The following is a 21,906-nucleotide window of genomic DNA, read 5'->3' on the forward strand; positions in this document are numbered from 1 at the left end:
AAATCCTTTTCGTAAATTTTTAATAATTAATGCTAAATTGTAAAGTTAAGTGCAACTAAATTATTTTTCTAACCAAATATTCGATTGGCGAAAGATAATTTAGTATTTTTCTTGGTCTTTGGTTTAAAGACAATATAAATTTATGAACTGCATTTTTAGTAGTGTTTGAAAAATTAAATTTTTTAGGAAATTTTTCTCTAATTAAACCATTAGTATTTTCATTAGTACCTCTTTGTCAAGGTGAATATGCATCAGCAAAATAAATTTTCACATTTAAATTTTTTTCAAGTTGTTGTCAATTAGCAAATTCTTTACCCCTATCAAATGTTATAGTCTTAACAAGATTATTTGGAAGAATTGATAAATAATGACTAATATTTTTGTTAATAACTTTAGTAGTTCTATTTTCAACTAATATTGCTAAAGTAAATCTTGATGTTCTTTCAACTAAAGTTATTAAACATGATTTACTTTTACCTCGTGATGATACTACAGTATCACCTTCTCAATGGCCAAGAGTTATGCGATTATTAACATTTCGTTCTTTAATGGATTTACCATTAAATTTACCCCGATTTTCTTGAGATTTTCGTTTCTTACCTTTTCTTCTTAAATTTTTACTAGTAACCTTTTCAAGTAATCCAGAATAAATTCAATTGTAAATTGTTTTAAAACTAATAATTCATTCTTGATGAAAATTTTTAATTCTGCCATAAATTTGTTCAGGCGATCAACCTAATAATAATTTTTGTTGTACATATTTTACTAATTCTCTATTTTTAAATTTATGAAAATAAACATGTAATTGTTTTCTATTTTCTGCTTTATTTTGTGCAATTAATGAAAAATAATGATTATTATCTTTATTTCTATTAACTTCTCGATTAATAGTACTAATACTTCGATTAAGATTTTTAGCTATTTCACTAATTTTTACTTTAAATTTCAATTGATTCTCAATATAAATTCTTTCATCTATGCCAAGATGTTTGTATCCCATATAAAAACTCCTTAAATTTACTTTTTCTAAAATAAACTTAGCATCATGAAATTTTTATATGAAATCTTTTGCAATTTTATTTACTTGCACTTACAAGTATAATTCAGCTAATAAAATTAATAACACCTTTCCTTTTCTCCAAAAATTAATCTACAGTCTCTTTGCTTTGGAATTTAATTATATATCATCAAATAATAATTTCTATCATTTTTTCATATTCATATTATTTAATACTACTTCTAGAAAAAATTATCATTAAAGCAGAAAAATAAACTAACTAAACTTTATTAAAATTACTATCAAGAAAGGTAATTTATTATGTTAAAAATTAATAATAATGTAAAAACCTTAGAAAATAAACATTGATTTAGTTTATTTACAACCCATAAAAACATGTACACCAACAAATGTGAACAATTAGCTAATGAATACGAAAAATTAGATGAATACTTATATAAATATCATTATCGCTTAAAACAAGGTTATAAAGTAGTTCATTTTGCATCAAGAACAATTATTACAATTTTTGGTGATGTTACTTTTAAACGACGCCGATATAAATATTGAAATCAAAAATCAGGTAAATTTGAATATGTATGTTTGTTAGATAAAGAAATTGGTATATTACCCAAACAACGCATTTATTTTGATGTCAAATTTAAAGTTTTAAGTCTTCTAGGTGATGGCAAACGCTATCGTGATGTTTTAGATGCTCTAAATCATTGTTATATTTCAAAAGGTAGTATTTCAAATATTTTAAATAAATACGATATTGCCGAATATTTTCAACTAGCAGAAAAAGAAACTAAAACTAGCATTGATGTCAAAAATAAGGATTTATATATTCAAATAGATGAGACATTTTTAGCGACATTAGATCATAAAGTTAAACAAGACCAAAGAATTCGTTTAGTTACTTTTCATACCGGACATAAAGAAAAAAAATACAAAAATGCTCGTAGAGAATTAGAAAACAAACGAGGTCATTTTCTAATGTTAAAAGTTGGTAAACGAATAAATACAATGGATTATCGTGATTTATTAATTAGAGAATTACAAAAACATTATGTAAATATTAATTACGACAGAATAATTGTTTGTGGTGATGGTGCTACTTGAATTAGAGAAATTGCGAATAGTTTTGGTAATGTTAGATATATTTTAGATGGGTATCACCCTATTAAAAAATTCAAACAAACGGCATTTAATATTATTTTTGAAAATCGCAAAGTAACACTAAATAGTTGAATTGAATTATATAAAAATGGAAATCATCAAGAATTGATAAAAAACATTCGTAATGTCGCTAAAAATGAATTAAATAAAGATATTAAAACAAATTTAAGAAAGGCGAGTAATTATTTCAGTAATAATAAGCAAGGTATTCATAATCAAAATTTAGAATGAAATATCGGTTGTAGCATTGAAAGTGATGTATCACATTTGGTGAAACAACAATTAGGCTATGGAGCAAAAATATATAATCATAAGAATTTAAATAACTTATTACATTTAAGAATGGCAAATTTAAACAAATTAAATGTATTGCATTATATTAATGAAAATATTAATTCAGAAATAGAAATCAGAAAAGAAATATATAAAAATTCATTATGAAATAAATATAATAATAAAAATGATGATAGTTGAATTAGTAAAGGTAACATTGTATATACAAATAAATATATTACATTTAAGTAAGTAAAAATATTAGTTAAAATTTAATAAAATTAATAATTTTTTATTGTGTAAAAATTCAATAATATGATAAAATGAAAATGAATAAAAATGACAATAACAAGAAAGGCAGGGTTAGTTTAATAATTAAATAATATAATTAGCTGATTGTTTTACTTCTTCAAAGCAATACCTAAGAAAACTAAACGCGACCTTTTCTAATATGAAGTTTTCTAATTTTGGAAATGACTGATATAATTTATTTTCTTCATTTTGAATAATTAATAATATCCTAAATGTTTCACTTTCAAGTTTTTGTCTTTGTTGTTTATGGCAATTCTCTTCAATTTTTTGTTTGTGAGCAAGTAGTTCTAATTGATACTTTTGTAATTTTTTTATTTTATTTTCAATTAATTTTCTTTGATTTTCTCTTTTAATTTTTTTTTCTGATAATTTAACTAGTTCATCAATTACATCAATTTTCAATTCATAATGCCCCATATCGTGCGCGTTATGCTTTTGGGTCATCTCTAATAACTGTTGATAATCAATTAACTTATTATTAATTTTCACTTTATAATCTTCTAAATGTTTTATATAATGTTTTACCTTTATTTGTTCTTTTTCAATTAGTTTTAATTCATCATTGCGTTCAGTTGCTTTTATGTTATGACTCATATATTACTTTATTACCTTCCTAATATAACTTATTGTATTAAAAACATCAAATAAAAAAATAATCCAGGTCGCGTTTAGTTTTCTTAGGTATTGCTTTGAAGAAGTAAAACAATCAGCTAATTATATTATTTAATTACTAAACTAACCATACCTTTCTTGTTATTGTCATTTTTATTCATTAGACTTGGTACATAACCTTTAATTTTATCTACTATTTTGATAATTATTTTTTAGATGAAATACAAATGTTAGATAAATACAAAGATAAAAATGAATTTTATAGTTTAGTCGGCATAAAATGTTATAGTTATGTACCAAGTCTATTACTATTTTATCATATTATTGAATTTTTACACAATAGACTTGGTACATAACCTTTAATTTTATCTACTATTTTGATAATATTATTTACTAGGTGAAGTACAAATGTTAGATAAATACAAAGACGAAAATGAATTTTATAGTCTAATAGGCATAAAATATAAAACTTTCATGAAAATGGTAGAAATTTTAAAAGAAGCTAAAGCTAAACAAAAACAAATTGGTGGTAGACCAAATAAATTATCAATAGAGCAAAGATTACTTATGACTTTAGAATACTGAAAAGAATATAGTACATATCGTATTATTGCAAAAAAATATAATATTAGTCATGTTAGTTGTATTCGTAATATCTTTTGAGTTGAAAATACTCTAATAAAAAATAGTCACTTTCATATACCTGGCAAAAAGATATTATTGGAACATAAAGTTACTAATAATAATTTATTAGCAATTGATGCTACAGAAATTCCAATTGAAAGAATTAAAAAAAACTAAAATTATTATTTTCTGGTAAGAAAAGGCAACATTCATTAAAATCGCAAATAATTATTGATTTATTTAACAATAAAATTATTTCAGTAGATTTTTGTTATGGCAGTATTCATGATTATAAGTTATTTTTAAAATCAAATACACTTATAAATCCAAAATTAGAATTAATTGCCGATTCAGGCTATCAAGGTTTGCAAAATGTTCATAAAAATACATTATTGCCAATTAAAAAGAGTAAAAATAATCCCTTAAATCCAGATAAAAAGGAATATAATAGCTTTTTAAGTAAAGTTAGAATTGCCATTGAACATGTTTTTGCTAGATTAAAAAGATTTAAAATACTAGTTTATCGTTATCGCAATAAGATTAGAAGATTTGGATTACGATTTAACTTAATTTCAGGAATATATAATTTTGAATTAAGCTAGTTATAGTTATGTACCAAGTCTAATAAAAGAATTTTAAGAATTGATGAAGAATTAATTATTGATGAAAACAATCCTATATCTTATATAGATAGCTGTGCTAGAATTCTTGTAAGTTTAAGAGATAATCGTATATTAAGACCTGCAATTAATTTTAGTCCCGCTAATACAATGAATTATGAATCATTAGATAATATTTTATTTGTAATAACTCCAGAAGAATCTAGACAATATGATTATTTAAGAATTCCAGTAATTGTTGTACAAAGTAATGGAAATAATAGAGATTTAGAATTATTTTTTAGAATTAGTGATTTTTATCTTGAAGGATTTATTCTACAAAATAATTATTATCATTTTTCAGATTCACATATCACAGAAATAAATAATATTAATTCTAATGATTTACAACTTAATTCTGCTTATAGAAGTATTTTACCAGAAGAAGATCAAAATATTCATTGACAACAAATCTTTAATTCTTTTAATACATTAACTGAAATTGGCACAAATAATCAAGCATTAAATAATATTTTATCTGCATCTTTAGCAAATGTTATTTTAGTTACAGCAGAAGCAATGAGATTTAGATACATATTTAATTTAATTGCTGAATTATACTTGTAAGTGCAAGTAAATAAAATTGCAAAAGATTTCATATAAAAATTTCATGATGCTAAGTTTATTTTAGAAAAAGTAAATTTAAGGAGTTTTTATATGGGATACAAACATCTTGGCATAGATGAAAGAATTTATATTGAGAATCAATTGAAATTTAAAGTAAAAATTAGTGAAATAGCTAAAAATCTTAATCGAAGTATTAGTACTATTAATCGAGAAGTTAATAGAAATAAAGATAATAATCATTATTTTTCATTAATTGCACAAAATAAAGCAGAAAATAGAAAACAATTACATGTTTATTTTCATAAATTTAAAAATAGAGAATTAGTAAAATATGTACAACAAAAATTATTATTAGGTTGATCGCCTGAACAAATTTATGGCAGAATTAAAAATTTTCATCAAGAATGAATTATTAGTTTTAAAACAATTTACAATTGAATTTATTCTGGATTACTTGAAAAGGTTACTAGTAAAAATTTAAGAAGAAAAGGTAAGAAACGAAAATCTCAAGAAAATCGGGGTAAATTTAATGGTAAATCCATTAAAGAACGAAATGTTAATAATCGCATAACTCTTGGCCATTGAGAAGGTGATACTGTAGTATCATCACGAGGTAAAAGTAAATCATGTTTAATAACTTTAGTTGAAAGAACATCAAGATTTACTTTAGCAATATTAGTTGAAAATAGAACTACTAAAGTTATTAACAAAAATATTAGTCATTATTTATCAATTCTTCCAAATAATCTTGTTAAGACTATAACATTTGATAGGGGTAAAGAATTTGCTAATTGACAACAACTTGAAAAAAATTTAAATGTGAAAATTTATTTTGCTGATGCATATTCACCTTGACAAAGAGGTACTAATGAAAATACTAATGGTTTAATTAGAGAAAAATTTCCTAAAAAATTTAATTTTTCAAACACTACTAAAAATGCAGTTCATAAATTTATATTGTCTTTAAACCAAAGACCAAGAAAAATACTAAATTATCTTTCGCCAATCGAATATTTGGTTAGAAAAATAATTTAGTTGCACTTAACTTTACAATTTGGCAATTAGAAATAATTTAATTAATAATGATAATTATATTACTTGAGGAAGAAATAGAAACAATGAAATGGTCGCGTTTAGTTTTCTTAGGTATTTTTTAAAAAAGAAAAAATAGTCATTTACTATAAATTATTTCAATATGCAAATTAAGTATATATTTCTTATGTATGATTTTTGTTGTAAAAAATTATTTTAATGTTGTTTTTATAAGCATTTTACTTAGTTTTTATAACCTTTTTATTAAGAATATGTTTGTTAATATTAAATATTTTGTTTTATTAATTATTTTTCAAGTAAAAAGGTAATAAATTTTTAGTTGCTTTTCTTTCAAAATTATTCAAATCTTTACCCACCTAACAAAACTTTATGCGCCCACATCAGAGTTGCTTCCTGCACCGTAAAGAATTCTTCCCGCGGGAACAAAGTTAAGATTTTTTAATTGTTCATAAAACTTATTTTGTCATTGCTCTTTGTTGTTAGTTTCAACAGTTGCTAAGTTAGTAGCAACGCGAAAAGCAATTTGTTCATAAAATAATTCTAATGGTTTATCAAGTTCATGTTTTTGTTTAATAACAATATTGTTTATTGCTGAGTTTTGTAAAATATTCGGGTCAATACCGTTAATATATTCGTTTTCAATTAATATTGCATAGTAATTATTTGCTAATTGTTTGTGGACATATCCAATTGCTCGCGTGGGAAATGTGGCATCATCACGAACAATTGTAACTACTAAATCACCAACTTTGAGACTTGCTAATGTTTTGTCTTTTTGGGAATAACGGTCAAGCATTACCATTCGTGACACCCCACTATGAACAATGTTAAATGAATTGTCAATAGTTTTAATATGAGGGAAATATTTTTCAATATCACCATTTAATGAATTAATTAGTTTTTGACTATACATAAATAATTAAATTCCTTTCTTTATTTTATGACTGTATTATTTAGTATAGCGAATTATTTTTATAGTGCGAGATATATTTTAAATTTTTTCTCAAACAAAAACCACTGCTTCTGTTAAAACAAATGTAGATTGGGAAATTAAAGTGATGATTAGGCATTAACATAATAAAAATAAAAATAAATAATAGTATTATTATGTTGAGGATTGTTATATAATTACTGTTGAATTAATAAATTCCCATATTAATTTCTTGTTCTGTTAAAAGAACCAATAATATTTATTGTCCAGAGGAGGTTGAAGTGATGAATAAGTACGAAATTATGTATATTATTAATCCAGAATGTAAAGATATTAAAGCATTGCAAGAAAAGATGCATAATATTTTAAAACAAACGGGAAAAGTTGAAAGTGTTACTGATTGAGGGTTAAGAGATTTAGCTTATCCAATTAATCATAAAAATAAAGCTTATTATACAATATTAAAAGTTACGGTTAATAAAGAAGCAATTAGTGAGTTTATGCGTGTTGCTAAAATTGAGCAAGATATCTATCGTCATTTAATTATTAATCTTGATACTGAACAAAATTATAGTGATAAAATGATTGCTGACTTAAAGTTAAATACTAATGAAAATGATGAGCGACCAAGTCGTTATAGCGGTGAAAGAAGACAAAGACCTTATGTACCGCGTGAAACTTATAAAAAACCTGAAAATAAGTAAATACCATAAAGGAATGAATATATTATGTTAAATAAAGTAATTTTAATTGGTAGAATTACTAATGATTTAAATTTACGGTCAGCAAAAAATAATAAATCATTTTTATATTTTACAATAGCCATTAATAATTTTAATAATCAAGCAGATTTTATTAATTGTGTTGCTTGAGAAAAGGTAGCAGACTCAATGTATAATAATCTTCGTAAAGGTTCATTAGTAGCGGTTGAAGGTCGCATTCAATCAAGAAAACAAGAACAAAATGGTGTGCTAACAACGATTACTGATGTTAGAGCGATTAGTGTTAAGTTTTTAGATTCAAGAGGTAGTGGTGCTGGGATTGGGAATTCTCGCAATGCTGCGACGCCGTCATTTGTTAATGATTATAGTTCTCCCGTTGAGAACCAAATTGATGAACAGACATTTAATCTTAATAATATGAATTTTGATTTTGTTAATAATGATGTTGTTGATAATAAGAAACAAGGGGAAAATAACGAAGGTGCAAATTTAACATTTGATAATAATGATGATGCTATTGCGTGAGGAGAGTAAATTATGGAAAATAAGCGTATAAATGTAAATCGGTTTAAAAAGCGAAAAAAACCATGTTTTTTTACAAAAAATAAAGTTAATTACATTAACTATAGAGATGTTGAAGAATTAAAAAAATATATTTCTGCTAATGGACAGATTTTAACAAGAAGAGTTAGTGGTAATTGCTCTTTCCATCAAAGAATGGTGGCAATGGCAATTAAAAGAGCAAGAACCGTGGCTTTATTACCATATCTTGTAAAATAATTAAGGGTTGATTAGCATACTTAATATTTGTATTAAGTATGCTTTTTATATTACAATTAGTAAGTAATGTATTATATATAATGCAAAAAATTTGTGATGTGGAGTGTTAACAAGTGAAAGTAATTTTATTGAAAGATTTAAAAAATTATGGTAAGAAAAACGATATTATTACCGTTGCTGATGGATATGCAAAAAACTATTTATTACCACAAAAAATAGCAATTGTGGCTTCAAGTCAAGCTTTAGTGCAGTTAGGAAAACAACAACAAAAATTTGATAATGAAGTTAATGAAAAAAAGCTTGAAAATGAAGCATTAAAATTAGAAATTGAAAAGATAATTTTAAATTTTGATTTGAAAATTAATAAAAATAAGGTATTTGGAACAATTACTAGTAAACAAATTATTGAAAAATTAAGTCAAGAGTATAATATTCAAGTAGATAAAAAACAGTTAGTTAATTATCAAAATATTAATACTATTGGTATTAATGATATTAATATTAAATTATTTAATGATATTTTTGCAATTTTGAAAATTCAAGTTGTGGGTAAAAAGTAATGACTATTACTAATAATTTTTTATTAGAAGATGCTGAGGTTAGTGTTTTAGCGGCAGTTATTAATTCTAAAAATGCTAGTGATGAGGTTGTTGCTCTGCTTAATGAGAATGATTTTATTAATTCCCGTCATAAATTAATTTTTAAAGCCATTATTTCGTTATATAATCATCAATTACCAATTGATTTACCAATTTTAACTGATATGTTAGTTAAACAACAAAGTCTTAATCAGGCTGGCGGGGTGGAATATTTGACTTTGATTACGCAAAGTTATATTAGTGATGCTAATTTAGATGATTATTTAAAAATTATTGTTGAACGGACAATGTTAAGAAATTTGCAAGTAGTAACCCAAGATATTACTAAGAAAATTAATACTGAGATTAGTGTGTGAGAACTTTTAGGAATTGCTGAACGACAGATTTTGGAAATTGCTAATAATCGTAAAAAAAATGAGTTTAAAAGTACTAAGGATGTTGTTGATGCGACATTATCTAAGATTGAAAAGTTGCAAAATAGTGATAATCAATTAACAGGTTCAGATAGTGGTTTTATGCAATTAAATAAGATTACTAATGGCTTTCAAAATGGTGATTTTATTATTTTGGCAGCGCGACCATCAATGGGGAAAACAGCTTTAGCATTAAATTTTGCTGTTAATTGTGCACGAGTTTATAAAGATAGTGCTGTGGTCATTTTTTCTTTAGAAATGGCAACTGAACAACTAATTTTAAGAATTTTAGGTTCAGAAACAAAAATTGGTTCAATGCAAATTAAAACGGGAAAAAATTTAACAAGTCGTAATTGACAAGATTTAACTAGTGTTGGTAGTAAATTAAAGCAAAGTAATATTTTTATTGATGATTCGCCGGGATTACGAGTGATTGAGTTAATTTCTAAATTAAGAAAATTAAGTCGTAATTATGACTTAAAATTGGTTGTTATTGATTATTTACAATTATTAGCTGGTGATGGTGAGAATCGACAACAAGAAATTTCTAATATTTCTCGAAGTTTAAAGGCATTAGCAAGAGAGTTAGAAGTTCCAATTGTTTGTTTGTCACAATTATCGCGAAAAGTGGAATCAAGAGAAGATAAACGACCATTAATGTCTGATTTGCGTGAATCAGGTGCAATTGAACAGGATGCTGACTTAATTATGTTTCTTTATCGTGAAGATTATTATGAAAAGAAAGAAGATAGTTTGAATGAAGAATCACATAAAGCACAATTAATTATTTCTAAGCATCGTAATGGTCCCACTGGCATAGTAGAATTACTTTTTTTACAAAAGTATGGTAATTTTATTGATTATAATAAGACTGTGAATAAAAATGAAAAGAAAGAAGGAACACAATATGAAAAGAATGTTTTCAGTAATTAGTCATTTAATGACTAGTTTTGTAACGGTATTTACTATTGTTGCTTGTAGTATGAAGACCCATCCGATTACGATTAATATTACTAATGCTGCCAGTGAATCAACAATATTTGATAAGATTTTTCGTGCTGAGGCAGTTACGAAGACAATAAATAGTTTATTTTATACTTATAAAAAAACTGGTAAAACAGCGTGAGTAGAAACTAATAAAGAGAAAGTAAAACAATTAAATAGTGAATTAGCAACACAATTTTATGCTGATTTTTATACAAGGTCAGGAGATACCTATTCATATCAGTTTGATATTAATAATTCGTTTGTTAATGATAAATTAAATTTTAATGGGGCTGAGATTAAAGTAATTGATGGTATTAAGGCAGAAGTAACCGATGATAAGACAGCACCTAAAGAAATTGCTTTTGATGTTTTCTTTCAAGGTATTGCTCAGAAGTATAAGTTTAGTGGTACTGTTAATTGAAAATATAATATTATGAAACTTAATCCGAAGGAAGAAACAACTGATAAGTTGATATTTTTTTGAGACTATCAGAGTGATTTAGCAGACATTAAGATTAATAATTTTGTAAAAGTAACTTAATTTAATATTTAATTATTATTTCCATAATTCTTTTTAAGAGAAGAGTTATGGAAATTTTCTTAGTTGATGCTAGGTTTGCTTCTTTGTGATAAATATGTTATAATTAACTAGGAAAAGGTATAAACTAGCAATAAATGAGTTACTATTATTTTTAGGTAATTTTAGTTTATATTGAGTAAAAATGAGGTATTAAAGCGATGAATAAAATAATTAAATTAGTAATAACATTTATTTTAGGTGCTGGAGCAGGAATTGGTATTGGAACATTAGTTGCTTGTTCGGGCTCTTGAATTACGGAACAAGAAATAAAAATTGAAGTTCAAGATCAAAAAATTAAGCAACTAATTGCTAATCTTGAAGCAGAAATTAAAATTAAAACAGAACAGTTAGAAGTAGCAATTAATGATTTAAAAGAAAAAGCAATTAATTTAGGATATAAAGAAGTTTTAAAGGATTTAAAAACTTTACAAGAACTTGTTGATGACATTAATCATAAAGATAAAGCGATAATTTCTGATGAGGAAAATGAAATTGTTAATCTTAAAAAAGATATTGATGTCCAAAAAGGTGTCCTTGATCATTAAAAGAGAAACTTAACGATTTAATGACTATAAAAGGTGATGCTAATGTTTAAGCAATGATTGAATATGGTAGTTGTGACTTTTTTTTCGTTAGGAATTGGTACTAATTTAGTTGCTTGTTCTTCACAAACAATGACAAAAGATTTCATTAAGGAAGAAATTACGAATAATCAGTTATTAAATCAGGAAGTCAGTGCTTTAAAAAGAAAAATTGCGATTTTAGTAAATGATTTTCAGGAGTTAGTTAAAAAAAATAATGTGACTAAAGAAAGAATTGAGCAATTAGAACAAAAATTGCGAGAAAAAATTGTCCAACAAGAAAGCGAAATCGCGCAATTAATTGAATATGTCAACGAATTAACTAAGTTAGTAAATAGTTTTGGTAGTGGTGAATTAGCAGATATTGCTAAGTTGCTTAAAGATAATGTAACTTTGGAAGATAAACTGCATCATATTAGAACAGAAATGGCAAGATTATTAAATAAAGAGGGATTAATTGGTAAAAATGATGCTTTAAAAGTAAAAATTGTTTCTACATATTTAGAACAATTTAATGACAATAATCGTTTTGATTTAAGGGGATTAAATACTTTACATAAAAGAACTGATGCTCTTAATAAAGTAGAAGAAGCTTTAAAAGTGAAGTTTCCCAAGATTTTTAAACATATTGAAAATCTTCGTGTTTGAGACGAAAATAAATTTTTAAAAGATAAAGGTTTTGATAAATTTCAAGATGGTCAGTTCGGATTAAATATTAGTTTTAAAATTGGTAATAAAGAGTCTGATTGAATACGCGTGTATTTTAAAAATATTGAAAAATCTGATGATGATTTGTTTAATGAGGTTAAAAAATATTTAGAACAATTTAATATGGAAAATCCTTTTGCTTTACAAGGTGTGGAATCAACTAGTAAATGAACTGATGTGTTGAAAAGATTAAAGAATAATTTAACTGAAAAATTTGGTGTTGATGCTAAGAGAATTGAATTAACAATTGATAAGCTTTATGATGTTGTAAGTAATGGTTTAAAAGATGGTAAAAATAATAATAATGTTAGTTTTAAAATTGGAAGCAAAGGTTTACAAAATATCCGAATTTATTTTAAAGATATTAAGAAAACTAATATGGATTTAATTAACGAAGTTAAAGAATTTTTAAAGAAATTTAATGAAAAAAATCGATTTGATTTAAAAGGTATTAAATCAACTGATTCTTGAAGTAAAGTGCTTGTTAAAGTAAAAGAAACATTAGATAACGAATTTGGTAATGAAATTCGTGGAATTAATTTCACAATTGATGATTCATCGGCAGAAATTGATGATGGGTCATTAGAAGATGGTGAAAGTGCTGCGTGGATTAGATTTAATATTGGTATTGAAAAGGGAACAGTTGAAGTGTATTTTAAAAATATTGAATAAAATAATAAAAAATTATATTAATAAAACTTGATGAAGTTTTGTTAATATTTTTTTTATTAGTTATTTTTAAAATTAATATTAAATTTTCTTAATTATATATTTAAATATTTGTTATAATTAAATTTTACACCATTCTTAAATATAAGAATGGTGTGCTTTTGCTTTTTTTAAATTTGTGATATAATTCAAAATATATTTATATTAATTTTTTACGGAAAGGACAGCGTTGTAATGTATATTTTAGTGGAACAACGAGGTTATGTAGTTTATAACCTATATGATCAAGAAGTAGCAATTTTTATGCTAATGCCAGAAGCTATTGCATTTATTAAAAGACAATATCATATGCCACAACAAATAACAATATCACATAAACAACATTATCCTGCTTTACCAATAATAAATAATTATTGTCCAAATCAAAATGCACCAATATTACAAAATCCGTATCATCAACCACCAATCGGTAGACAACATCCATATCCATATGGAACATCAATGGTAAATGGTAATATGTATCCAAATAATAGCAATTTTGTTGTTAATGACCCCCACCTACAACCACAGCAAGGACCTAATCCTAATCTAGTTGTTAGAGAAAAATTTGAACCAACAATTAATATGACTAATAGTATGTTAAATGAGCAGTTATTTAATGAACAAGAATATCGATCACAATTGAATGGTCATAGTTTACAACAATCAGAACAAAAAGTTGATGAGCGAAAACTTAAACTTGATAAGTTTCGTCAACATTTGGATGATGTCGTTAAAAAAAAGCAATCACAGAGTAATGGAACCGAAAATAAGTTGGGGGTAAATAGTAAACCAAGTAGTTTTGTATTTAATAACGCTAAGCAGTCAAAGATTAATTCATCAGGAACTATTGATTTAGAAAAAGCTGATGTTGAACAAAAATTGAAAAGTGGTTTTACTATTAGTAATATGGATGCTTTACAACAAGGTAATGAAGAAGGTTTTATAGATAATAATAAAAAGATTAAAACTTGAGTGTGGGTTGTGCTTATTATTTTGGCAGTGGTCATTGTTGGTTTTGGTATTTTAGGGGTTTTAGTCGGAATAAATGTTGGTGGTATTAGTGATAAAATTAAAGAATTATTTAGTGATTAATTAAAAATATGTTCCAAAATATTCATCCTAGTTGGAAAGATTTTCTTATTAGTCAAACTACTCAACCTTATTTTATTGAATTAGTTAGCAAAGTATCATTAGCATATAAAAATAATCAATGTTATCCACAGCCACAAGATATTTTAAGGTTATTAAAAATTGTTAGTTTTAATGATATTAAAGTAGTTATTTTAGGACAAGATCCGTATCATCAACCAAACCAAGCTAATGGTTTGGCTTTTGGTGTTAATCAAGGTGTTAAGTTGCCACCAAGTTTAAAAAATATTTTTGTAGAATTGGAAAATGATTTAGGAATTATTGTACAAAATGATGATTTAACTAAATGAGTCCGAAGTGGTGTTTTTCTTTTAAATACTGTTTTAACAGTACAAAAAGATCAACCATTTTCACATGCTAATTTTAATTGGCAACAATTTACTGATAATCTCATAAAATATATTGACAATTATCATAATAATGTTATTTTTGTTTTATGAGGTAAAAAAGCACAAGCAAAGATTAATTTAATTAATGACCAAAAGCATCTTATTCTTATGGGAGCACATCCCTCACCGTTGGGAGCACATTATGGGTTTTTTAATCAAAAGTATTTTAGTAAGATTAATGAATACTTGATAAAGCATAATAAGAAGCCGATTGATTGGCAGTTATAGTTTTTCTTTAGAAAGGAAACTAGATTAATGATTTTCTTTAATAGTAATAAAAATGGTTTGTCGTTATTTGATATTAGAACAGCGTATATTGTTGCGGGAGCATTAGTTTTAGCAGCATTGTCTTATATTTTAATGACAGGGCTTTCAATGTTTATAAAAAAAGAACGATATCGTGGACTTCGTTTAACAACGAAAAATATTGCTTATATTGCGATGTTATCAACGGTATCGGTAGTAACAACTGTTGTTATTGCATTGTATATGCCAGCAGCGGTTTTACCGCCGATTAGAATAGCTATTGAAGGTTTGATGATTAAGATTACGGGTTATATTTTTGGTCCCGTAATTGGTATTTTGTGTGCTTTGATTACTGATATTTTAGTAATGATGTTTGTTCCGTCATATATTCATCCTGCGTATATTGTGACGGTTATTGGTTTTGGTTTTATTTCTGGTATTGCTGGTGATTTGCGGCGAATGTTTCATCAAAAGTCATGAATTTTAATTTTAATAACTAATATTTTTATTATTGGTTTTGGAACCGCTGCTTTAGTAATGACTTATTATGCTCCGCAATTTGCTGATTTTGCTGTTGATGAAGTTCCTTTTACAAAAAATGTTCCGATTAAGAAATGAATTATGATGCTAATTATTAGTATTGGGACAGTTTTAATTTTAGTTGTTGTTTGGGCAACTTGAATGTATTTTCGTTTTATAAAAAAGGATACAAAAGGTTTTAATGATTTAGTTCCGATTATTTTGTTAGCAGTTATTAATGAATATATTGTTACGGTGTTAATTGCATCTTGGGGGGATGTCAGTCTGTTAACTAATCGTACTGAGGATTATGGTTTAGCAATGATTCCACGATTGGCGATGGCCCCGATTAAAATATTTTTTAATACGGTAATTATTTATGTTACTTGAAAAACTATTAGACCATTAATTAATGAAGATCGTTAGCATTTATAAGGAGTGTTATTTAGATGAAAAGGCTAAATGTTTGGTTACAAATTACAAAGTATTATTTTCGTAAAAATTTTTATTCAATTTTAAAATATTTAAAATTGGATTTTAATAAAAATTTCAATACTCGTAGTATTGCCTTAGCAGCTGTAATGTTAGCATTAACAATAGTTATTGTTAAATTTTTAGGTTTTAGTTTAAAATTGGGTGTTGGTGGTAAAGGAACAATGGTAATTGGTTTTGGTTTTATCCCTAATGTGCTTTTTAGTTTTTTACATGGACCATTTTTTGGTTTTATTTTTGGTTTTATTTCCGATACAACATTGTTTATCTTAAAACCTACATTTTATAGTCCAATTATGGCAATTCAAGAACCCATTGTTGGGGTTCTTGCAGGAATTGCGGGAATTGTTTATAGTAAACTTCGTAATTGTCAATTTAATTTTAAGAAATATTTGTTATTTTTTACTGTAATGCAATTTATTTTGGTTGCTTTATTAATTTTAAGTTTTTATTTAATATTTTTCTCTGATTTTGTTTACTCTTTTTCATTGAAAAATAATAAAGTTTTTAGTGTTAAATGAGATTTACTTTATATGGTAATTTCTGGGATTTTTATTTCTACTTTATTTATGGCTGTGGAATTAGTTTTAATTTTAATTTTGTGAATAACTTGAAATAATCAAAAACAAAATAGTGTTACTGAGAAATTTAATAATGCATTGATTTTCATTATTATTATTTTACAATTATTTTTAACATTAATTAATTCGTGAATTTTATCGCCATTACATTTTTTAGTATTTTATGATATTGATTATTTAGTTTCTTTATTACCACGATTAGTTAAAGAATTATTATTAATGCCATTACGAATTGCAATATATTTTATAATTTTTAAAACAATTTTAAAAATTTATTATGATAAATATTTTTTGCAAAAAGAACTTAATTCTCATCAAGAAAATGTAGAGTAGGGATATAATGAAGAATTTTTTTAAACGATTTTTTAGTAAAAGTAAAATATTCTTTTTTACTAGTGTTGCTAATGCCTTAGTTTTGCTAAAAGATTGAAAATTTGTTTATAAGTTAATGACATTTTTAATTTTATTTAGTTTCTTTTTAGCTGGTGTCGTTTATGGGGTATTTGTTGAATATTGATATATTAATCCTAAAACTTCACAACTTGATATGCCACGGTTATATAATTTTAATGTTTTAGTTAGTTTTTGGTCGGTGCAAACTAATATATTAGCTTGTTTATATTTCTTTTATGCTTTACTTTATCATAATAAAACGGCAACTAATAAGTTTACTAATTTGACAACCCAAACTAGTATTACAATATATATTACAGTAACAATGGTTTTATTTTGGTTGTTAGTATTTTATGGTGTGGGAACAGGGTTATCGTATGAATTTGCTTCCAATGCTGATCGGGTTATTGGCATTACAATGCATGCCATAACACCATTATTAACATTAATTTACTTATTATTATCGTTAGGGAAAACTCAGATTTTATATAAAAAATATTTTACTCGCCAAATATTTTGAATGCTAGGATATCCGATTGGTTATCTCATATTTATTAATTTAAGGGCTAAGTTATTATATGATGATGGTATTAGGATTTTTTTATTTCCTTATGAGTTTGTTGATTTTTATCATCCGATATTTCCTTTACCAGTAGTTTGAAATAATATTTTGTTAGTAGGATTGGGAATATCATTTTTAGTAGGGATAAATGTTATTTTGATTGTTATTAATAATTTAATTTATAAGAAGACAAAACATATAAGTAAAAAGTAAGTTGATTAAACAAATCATCAGATAATAATTTTAAAGATATGGCGATAACAACTTTATCAGTCCAATTTATCCCCGCTATTTTTATTTTTCAGATCAATATCAATACTTAGATTTTCACTTATATTCTGCTTACCAAAATCGATTCTACAAAACAAAATATGGTAAGAATTTCAACTATGATTTTTCAGTAAAAAATAGCTTTAAAATTAATGGTAACGAAGAATATGTATTACCAAATAAAAAAGATATATATGCTTTGAAACAGTCAAATCGGATTGAAAATAAAAAAGTTGGTTACAATATTTTTGAATTACAAGCTCAAAAAATTGATAGCAAGTATAAATATTATGATTTTAATTTTGGCATTTATAATTGACAAGAAATAACAAAAGACGGAATAAACCCAGACAAACAATGATGAGAATATAAACCAGAAAGTTGTAGCTGATATAATGTAGCTTGTCATATAAAAAATGGCGTTGTATGGATTATCAATAATATTCCAGGCGTTAAACAAACAACTGAATTAGCTAGTGGTATTGGAAAAATTCTTTATGTAACTAAAGAACTATTTACTGGTATTTTTGAAATGTGAAAATTCAGCCCAATGCTATACAATACGATAATTAATATATTTATATTAATAATATTTATGAAAGTGACTAGATTATTATAAAAAGATTCTTAAATTAAAAACCTTTATGATCTTCAATAAAATATTCATCAAATTTATAAACAAATAGCTTTTGTTCTTTATTCTTTCTAATAAAAATAGTTCAATCTCAACTACCAACTTCTAAATTTCCACAAGTTGTTGTGCCTTTTAATTCAAATCTATTTTCTATATTTCAATTTCATCTATGAGAATACGCAGGATTACATCCAGGTCTTGGGACAAGAAAATATAAATATTCATCAACAATATCCTGTAACTTACTAAAGTCACCAACTTTAACAAAAATATCTTTATTATCTATTTGTAAGTATTCTTCTGATACAGAATAACTGCTACAACTTATTAATGGTGTTGTAGTAATAAAAATGCTGAATTATACTTGTAAGTGCAAGTAAATAAAATTGCAAAAGATTTCATATAAAAATTTCATGATGCTAAGTTTATTTTAGAAAAAGTAAATTTAAGGAGTTTTTATATGGGATACAAACATCTTGGCATAGATGAAAGAATTTATATTGAGAATCAATTGAAATTTAAAGTAAAAATTAGTGAAATAGCTAAAAATCTTAATCGAAGTATTAGTACTATTAATCGAGAAGTTAATAGAAATAAAGATAATAATCATTATTTTTCATTAATTGCACAAAATAAAGCAGAAAATAGAAAACAATTACATGTTTATTTTCATAAATTTAAAAATAGAGAATTAGTAAAATATGTACAACAAAAATTATTATTAGGTTGATCGCCTGAACAAATTTATGGCAGAATTAAAAATTTTCATCAAGAATGAATTATTAGTTTTAAAACAATTTACAATTGAATTTATTCTGGATTACTTGAAAAGGTTACTAGTAAAAATTTAAGAAGAAAAGGTAAGAAACGAAAATCTCAAGAAAATCGGGGTAAATTTAATGGTAAATCCATTAAAGAACGAAATGTTAATAATCGCATAACTCTTGGCCATTGAGAAGGTGATACTGTAGTATCATCACGAGGTAAAAGTAAATCATGTTTAATAACTTTAGTTGAAAGAACATCAAGATTTACTTTAGCAATATTAGTTGAAAATAGAACTACTAAAGTTATTAACAAAAATATTAGTCATTATTTATCAATTCTTCCAAATAATCTTGTTAAGACTATAACATTTGATAGGGGTAAAGAATTTGCTAATTGACAACAACTTGAAAAAAATTTAAATGTGAAAATTTATTTTGCTGATGCATATTCACCTTGACAAAGAGGTACTAATGAAAATACTAATGGTTTAATTAGAGAAAAATTTCCTAAAAAATTAAATTTTTCAAACACTACTAAAAATGCAGTTCATAAATTTATATTGTCTTTAAACCAAAGACCAAGAAAAATACTAAATTATCTTTCGCCAATCGAATATTTGGTTAGAAAAATAATTTAGTTGCACTTAACTTTACAATTTGGCATTAATGAAAATATTAATTCAGAAATAGAAATCAGAAAAGAAATATATAAAAGTTCATTATGAAATAAATATAATAATAAAAATGATGATAGTTGAATTAATTATAAAGGTAATGCTGTAACAAATAAATATAATAGATTTAAGTAAGTAAAAATATAAAATTAATATATATTAGTGAAAATTTAATAATAATTAATAATGGGCGCATAAAGTTTTGTTAGGTGGGAAAAGATTTGAATAAGTATTAAGACAGTCAGCAATGATTGTCTTTTTATTTTATAAGATGTTAAAAATTTGTTCTTTGAAAATTAAATACAAGTGAGTTAATAATGTTGGTATGTATTAAAAAAGCACGATAAATTGTGGGTGGTCGCCATAACCGAAAGAAGTTTACCAGTTAATAGATAACATCCTATTAGCTATAGCAATTTGTTTCGTTTTGCAATAAAAAAATGAATGGGTGGATTTCCTAAAAATATACACGCTATTAAATTAGTTCCAAGGGTAGGATGCGGATGTTAAAGTGTAGAAATTTCTATATAGGGGATATACTAAGTTTAAAATTATTAAAATCTTTATCTAATTAAAAAATAAAATTTAATAACAAAGCTTGTTAAACACTTAAATCTGCGATATATAAGTGTTTAAAAAACTAAGTTATATTAACTAAGTTAATTAACTTAGTTTATTCATAAGAAAGGTAATTTACTATGAAAAACATTGAAAACATTTTCTTAAATACTAAGAAGTATCTTTTAAAAGAAACGCAAAACGCAATGCTTATTAAAGCGCCAAAAATTCCATGATTTAATAAACAAATCGGCATTTGGTTTCCAAAGCGATTTGTTTATAAAGGAAAATACGAAAATTCAATTTGCATTGGAATAATAAAAGATAGTAAATATCAAGTAATTTCAATTAATCAACAAGAGCAAGAAACGAAGTTAATTAAAGGCCAAGATTTATTAGGCTTCTTCATTGCCGAAAAAGAAAATAACAAAAAAGATATGAATTATAACTATTTTAAAGGAGTTTAAAAATGAATATTGCAATTGGACTAATATTTATTATTATCAGCATAATGCTATCGGCATATTTTGCTTATAAAATTTATGCCAAAATAAAAATGCGAATTAAATATAAAAATGCCATTAAAAATAATACTGGTAATTTCACAAAAGACGAGAAAGTATTTATTGCTCGCTTTGAAGAATGAGTTAAAGCTCCTAATTCAAAAGAAAATAACGAGCACAAAAAATAATGTTTTGAGAAATTATTATGGAGTTCTTAAAACTGTTTGTTCCGATAGAAAAAATGCCTGCACAAGTTGCATTTATTGCCGGATTAATTATTATCATTACTTTTATTTTCGCCTTAATTTCAATTATGTATTTACCAATAAAAATGATTTTTGGGAAATAAAAAATGACAATAAACTTAAAAGAATTTAATTGAGAACAAATTAAACAAACTTTCTGAGATTTATTCATTCAAATCACAACTATCCCGGCTCATATTAGTGGTGGTAAAGAAATTGATTTAACCAAAGAAACACTTTGAATTTTAATAGCAAACATTGCTTTTTGATTCTTAACAGCAATTATGGTGTGATTTATTCTAATGCTACTTTGGAAAACCATATCAGTATTTAGATAAAAGCGAAATTAATTTCAAGAAGTTACATTAAAGAAAGGGGGTGATTATATGTTTACAACTTTCTTAGCTGAGGCACCAGCAAAAATAACAGCTAGCGATGCGATGACTAAATTGTGAAATGCAATTATAACAGCATTTACTAAAATGTGAGAAATTATTGCCGTTAATATGCCACAAGTCGGTAACTTCTTTGCTGACTACTGAATCTTCATTTTTCCATTTATTTTGGCAATATTCTTTATTTGTTTTAAAATGTTTGAAAAATTACTTGGCGCAGTCCGCTAACAAAAAATAAAGT

The 21,906-nt window shown here is 25.1% G+C and carries 30 protein-coding genes; 27 read left to right on the forward strand and 3 right to left on the reverse strand.

Translation table 4 applies throughout. The annotated features are described in order from the left end of the window. Positions 1-55 precede the first annotated feature (55 nt). Positions 56-1,000 carry an IS30 family transposase gene (locus tag ACFEL5_RS06455; RefSeq protein ID WP_338966716.1) on the reverse strand — a complete coding sequence of 315 codons (945 nt, stop codon included), beginning with the start codon at positions 998-1,000 and terminating at the stop codon, positions 56-58. A gap of 58 nt (positions 1,001-1,058) precedes the next feature. On the opposite strand from ACFEL5_RS06455, the gene ACFEL5_RS06460 reads away from it, so the two are divergent. Together ACFEL5_RS06460 and ACFEL5_RS06465 are read left to right on the forward strand one after the other, a co-directional pair. Further along, positions 1,059-1,259, forward strand: coding sequence for a hypothetical protein (locus ACFEL5_RS06460; protein ID WP_375315138.1), 201 nt, complete (start codon positions 1,059-1,061; stop codon positions 1,257-1,259). Positions 1,260-1,318: 59 nt separating this feature from the next. Continuing rightward, a complete protein-coding gene (locus ACFEL5_RS06465) occupies positions 1,319-2,701 on the forward strand; it encodes an Mbov_0401 family ICE element transposase-like protein (RefSeq protein ID WP_375315137.1) in 1,383 nt (460 codons plus the stop codon). 123 nt (positions 2,702-2,824) lie between these two features. On the opposite strand, the gene ACFEL5_RS06470 is transcribed toward ACFEL5_RS06465, so the two are convergent. Continuing rightward, positions 2,825-3,355: a hypothetical protein gene (locus tag ACFEL5_RS06470; RefSeq protein ID WP_375315274.1), complete on the reverse strand. Its 531-nt coding sequence runs from the start codon at positions 3,353-3,355 to the stop codon at positions 2,825-2,827. 245 nt (positions 3,356-3,600) lie between these two features. On the opposite strand from ACFEL5_RS06470, the gene ACFEL5_RS06475 reads away from it, so the two are divergent. From ACFEL5_RS06475 to ACFEL5_RS06495, 5 genes are all read left to right on the forward strand, one after another. Then, a complete protein-coding gene (locus ACFEL5_RS06475; RefSeq protein WP_375315275.1) occupies positions 3,601-3,729 on the forward strand; it encodes a hypothetical protein in 129 nt (42 codons plus the stop codon). 52 nt (positions 3,730-3,781) lie between these two features. Continuing rightward, positions 3,782-4,174 (forward strand): transposase family protein, encoded by a 393-nt coding sequence (locus tag ACFEL5_RS06480; protein WP_375315019.1) that lies wholly within the window; start codon positions 3,782-3,784, stop codon positions 4,172-4,174. 59 nt (positions 4,175-4,233) lie between these two features. After that, positions 4,234-4,599 (forward strand): transposase family protein, encoded by a 366-nt coding sequence (locus ACFEL5_RS06485; protein WP_342224590.1) that lies wholly within the window; start codon positions 4,234-4,236, stop codon positions 4,597-4,599. 168 nt (positions 4,600-4,767) lie between these two features. Next, on the forward strand, positions 4,768-5,223 hold the full coding sequence (locus ACFEL5_RS06490; protein WP_375315276.1) for a ribosome-inactivating family protein: 456 nt from the start codon (positions 4,768-4,770) through the stop codon (positions 5,221-5,223). A 90-nt stretch (positions 5,224-5,313) separates the two neighbouring features. Then, a complete protein-coding gene (locus ACFEL5_RS06495; RefSeq protein ID WP_338966716.1) occupies positions 5,314-6,258 on the forward strand; it encodes an IS30 family transposase in 945 nt (314 codons plus the stop codon). 385 nt (positions 6,259-6,643) lie between these two features. Here the strand turns inward: ACFEL5_RS06495 and ACFEL5_RS06500 are convergent, their stop codons facing one another. Next, positions 6,644-7,189 (reverse strand): ribonucleotide reductase N-terminal alpha domain-containing protein, encoded by a 546-nt coding sequence (locus tag ACFEL5_RS06500; protein WP_375315277.1) that lies wholly within the window; start codon positions 7,187-7,189, stop codon positions 6,644-6,646. Positions 7,190-7,491: 302 nt separating this feature from the next. Between ACFEL5_RS06500 and rpsF the strand changes: the two genes are divergently transcribed. The 20 genes from rpsF to ACFEL5_RS06600 all read left to right on the forward strand — a co-directional run bounded on the left by rpsF (position 7,492) and on the right by ACFEL5_RS06600 (position 21,893). Beyond that, a complete protein-coding gene (gene rpsF, locus ACFEL5_RS06505; protein WP_338967838.1) occupies positions 7,492-7,911 on the forward strand; it encodes a 30S ribosomal protein S6 in 420 nt (139 codons plus the stop codon). 24 nt (positions 7,912-7,935) lie between these two features. After that, positions 7,936-8,463 (forward strand): single-stranded DNA-binding protein, encoded by a 528-nt coding sequence (locus tag ACFEL5_RS06510; RefSeq protein WP_375315278.1) that lies wholly within the window; start codon positions 7,936-7,938, stop codon positions 8,461-8,463. Positions 8,464-8,466: 3 nt separating this feature from the next. Continuing rightward, on the forward strand, positions 8,467-8,709 hold the full coding sequence (rpsR, locus tag ACFEL5_RS06515) for a 30S ribosomal protein S18 (protein ID WP_338967840.1): 243 nt from the start codon (positions 8,467-8,469) through the stop codon (positions 8,707-8,709). A gap of 113 nt (positions 8,710-8,822) precedes the next feature. After that, positions 8,823-9,269 carry a 50S ribosomal protein L9 gene (gene rplI / locus ACFEL5_RS06520; protein ID WP_342277819.1) on the forward strand — a complete coding sequence of 149 codons (447 nt, stop codon included), beginning with the start codon at positions 8,823-8,825 and terminating at the stop codon, positions 9,267-9,269. Continuing rightward, the gene (gene dnaB / locus ACFEL5_RS06525; RefSeq protein ID WP_375315279.1) at positions 9,269-10,654 is read left to right on the forward strand and encodes a replicative DNA helicase; all 1,386 of its coding nucleotides are present in this window, start codon (positions 9,269-9,271) and stop codon (positions 10,652-10,654) included. Before rplI ends, dnaB begins: the two co-directional genes overlap by 1 nt. Then, positions 10,629-11,249, forward strand: a complete 621-nt coding sequence (locus ACFEL5_RS06530; protein WP_375315280.1) for a hypothetical protein — start codon at positions 10,629-10,631, stop codon at positions 11,247-11,249. Before dnaB ends, ACFEL5_RS06530 begins: the two co-directional genes overlap by 26 nt. Before the next feature lie 197 nt (positions 11,250-11,446). Then, the gene (locus ACFEL5_RS06535; protein WP_375315281.1) at positions 11,447-11,833 is read left to right on the forward strand and encodes a hypothetical protein; all 387 of its coding nucleotides are present in this window, start codon (positions 11,447-11,449) and stop codon (positions 11,831-11,833) included. A 42-nt stretch (positions 11,834-11,875) separates the two neighbouring features. Then, on the forward strand, positions 11,876-13,249 hold the full coding sequence (locus tag ACFEL5_RS06540) for a hypothetical protein (RefSeq protein ID WP_375315282.1): 1,374 nt from the start codon (positions 11,876-11,878) through the stop codon (positions 13,247-13,249). 231 nt (positions 13,250-13,480) lie between these two features. Further along, on the forward strand, positions 13,481-14,380 hold the full coding sequence (locus ACFEL5_RS06545; protein ID WP_375315283.1) for a hypothetical protein: 900 nt from the start codon (positions 13,481-13,483) through the stop codon (positions 14,378-14,380). An 8-nt stretch (positions 14,381-14,388) separates the two neighbouring features. Continuing rightward, a complete protein-coding gene (locus ACFEL5_RS06550) occupies positions 14,389-15,054 on the forward strand; it encodes a uracil-DNA glycosylase (RefSeq protein ID WP_375315284.1) in 666 nt (221 codons plus the stop codon). 27 nt (positions 15,055-15,081) lie between these two features. Beyond that, positions 15,082-16,017, forward strand: coding sequence for a hypothetical protein (locus tag ACFEL5_RS06555; RefSeq protein WP_342262840.1), 936 nt, complete (start codon positions 15,082-15,084; stop codon positions 16,015-16,017). A gap of 23 nt (positions 16,018-16,040) precedes the next feature. Continuing rightward, a complete protein-coding gene (locus ACFEL5_RS06560; protein WP_342277812.1) occupies positions 16,041-16,997 on the forward strand; it encodes a hypothetical protein in 957 nt (318 codons plus the stop codon). Between the two features lie 7 nt (positions 16,998-17,004). Further along, positions 17,005-17,832 carry a Pr6Pr family membrane protein gene (locus ACFEL5_RS06565; RefSeq protein ID WP_375315285.1) on the forward strand — a complete coding sequence of 276 codons (828 nt, stop codon included), beginning with the start codon at positions 17,005-17,007 and terminating at the stop codon, positions 17,830-17,832. A 118-nt stretch (positions 17,833-17,950) separates the two neighbouring features. Further along, on the forward strand, positions 17,951-18,508 hold the full coding sequence (locus ACFEL5_RS06570; RefSeq protein WP_375315771.1) for a spiroplasma phage ORF1-like family protein: 558 nt from the start codon (positions 17,951-17,953) through the stop codon (positions 18,506-18,508). A 475-nt stretch (positions 18,509-18,983) separates the two neighbouring features. Continuing rightward, positions 18,984-19,928, forward strand: a complete 945-nt coding sequence (locus ACFEL5_RS06575) for an IS30 family transposase (RefSeq protein WP_375315190.1) — start codon at positions 18,984-18,986, stop codon at positions 19,926-19,928. Further along, entirely contained in the window at positions 19,929-20,099 is a 171-nt protein-coding gene (locus tag ACFEL5_RS06580) for a hypothetical protein (RefSeq protein ID WP_375315286.1), read from the forward strand. A 563-nt stretch (positions 20,100-20,662) separates the two neighbouring features. Continuing rightward, positions 20,663-20,989, forward strand: a complete 327-nt coding sequence (locus tag ACFEL5_RS06585) for a hypothetical protein (RefSeq protein ID WP_375315265.1) — start codon at positions 20,663-20,665, stop codon at positions 20,987-20,989. 2 nt (positions 20,990-20,991) lie between these two features. After that, positions 20,992-21,213 carry a hypothetical protein gene (locus ACFEL5_RS06590; protein WP_342278158.1) on the forward strand — a complete coding sequence of 74 codons (222 nt, stop codon included), beginning with the start codon at positions 20,992-20,994 and terminating at the stop codon, positions 21,211-21,213. 17 nt (positions 21,214-21,230) lie between these two features. Next, on the forward strand, positions 21,231-21,374 hold the full coding sequence (locus tag ACFEL5_RS06595; RefSeq protein WP_375315266.1) for a hypothetical protein: 144 nt from the start codon (positions 21,231-21,233) through the stop codon (positions 21,372-21,374). A 282-nt stretch (positions 21,375-21,656) separates the two neighbouring features. Continuing rightward, positions 21,657-21,893 (forward strand): hypothetical protein, encoded by a 237-nt coding sequence (locus tag ACFEL5_RS06600; RefSeq protein WP_342189962.1) that lies wholly within the window; start codon positions 21,657-21,659, stop codon positions 21,891-21,893. Positions 21,894-21,906: the final 13 nt, after the last annotated feature.

It is taken from the genome of Spiroplasma endosymbiont of Tipula paludosa, assembly GCF_964264785.1.
Lineage (GTDB): Bacteria > Bacillota_I > Bacilli_A > Mycoplasmatales > Nriv7 > Nriv7.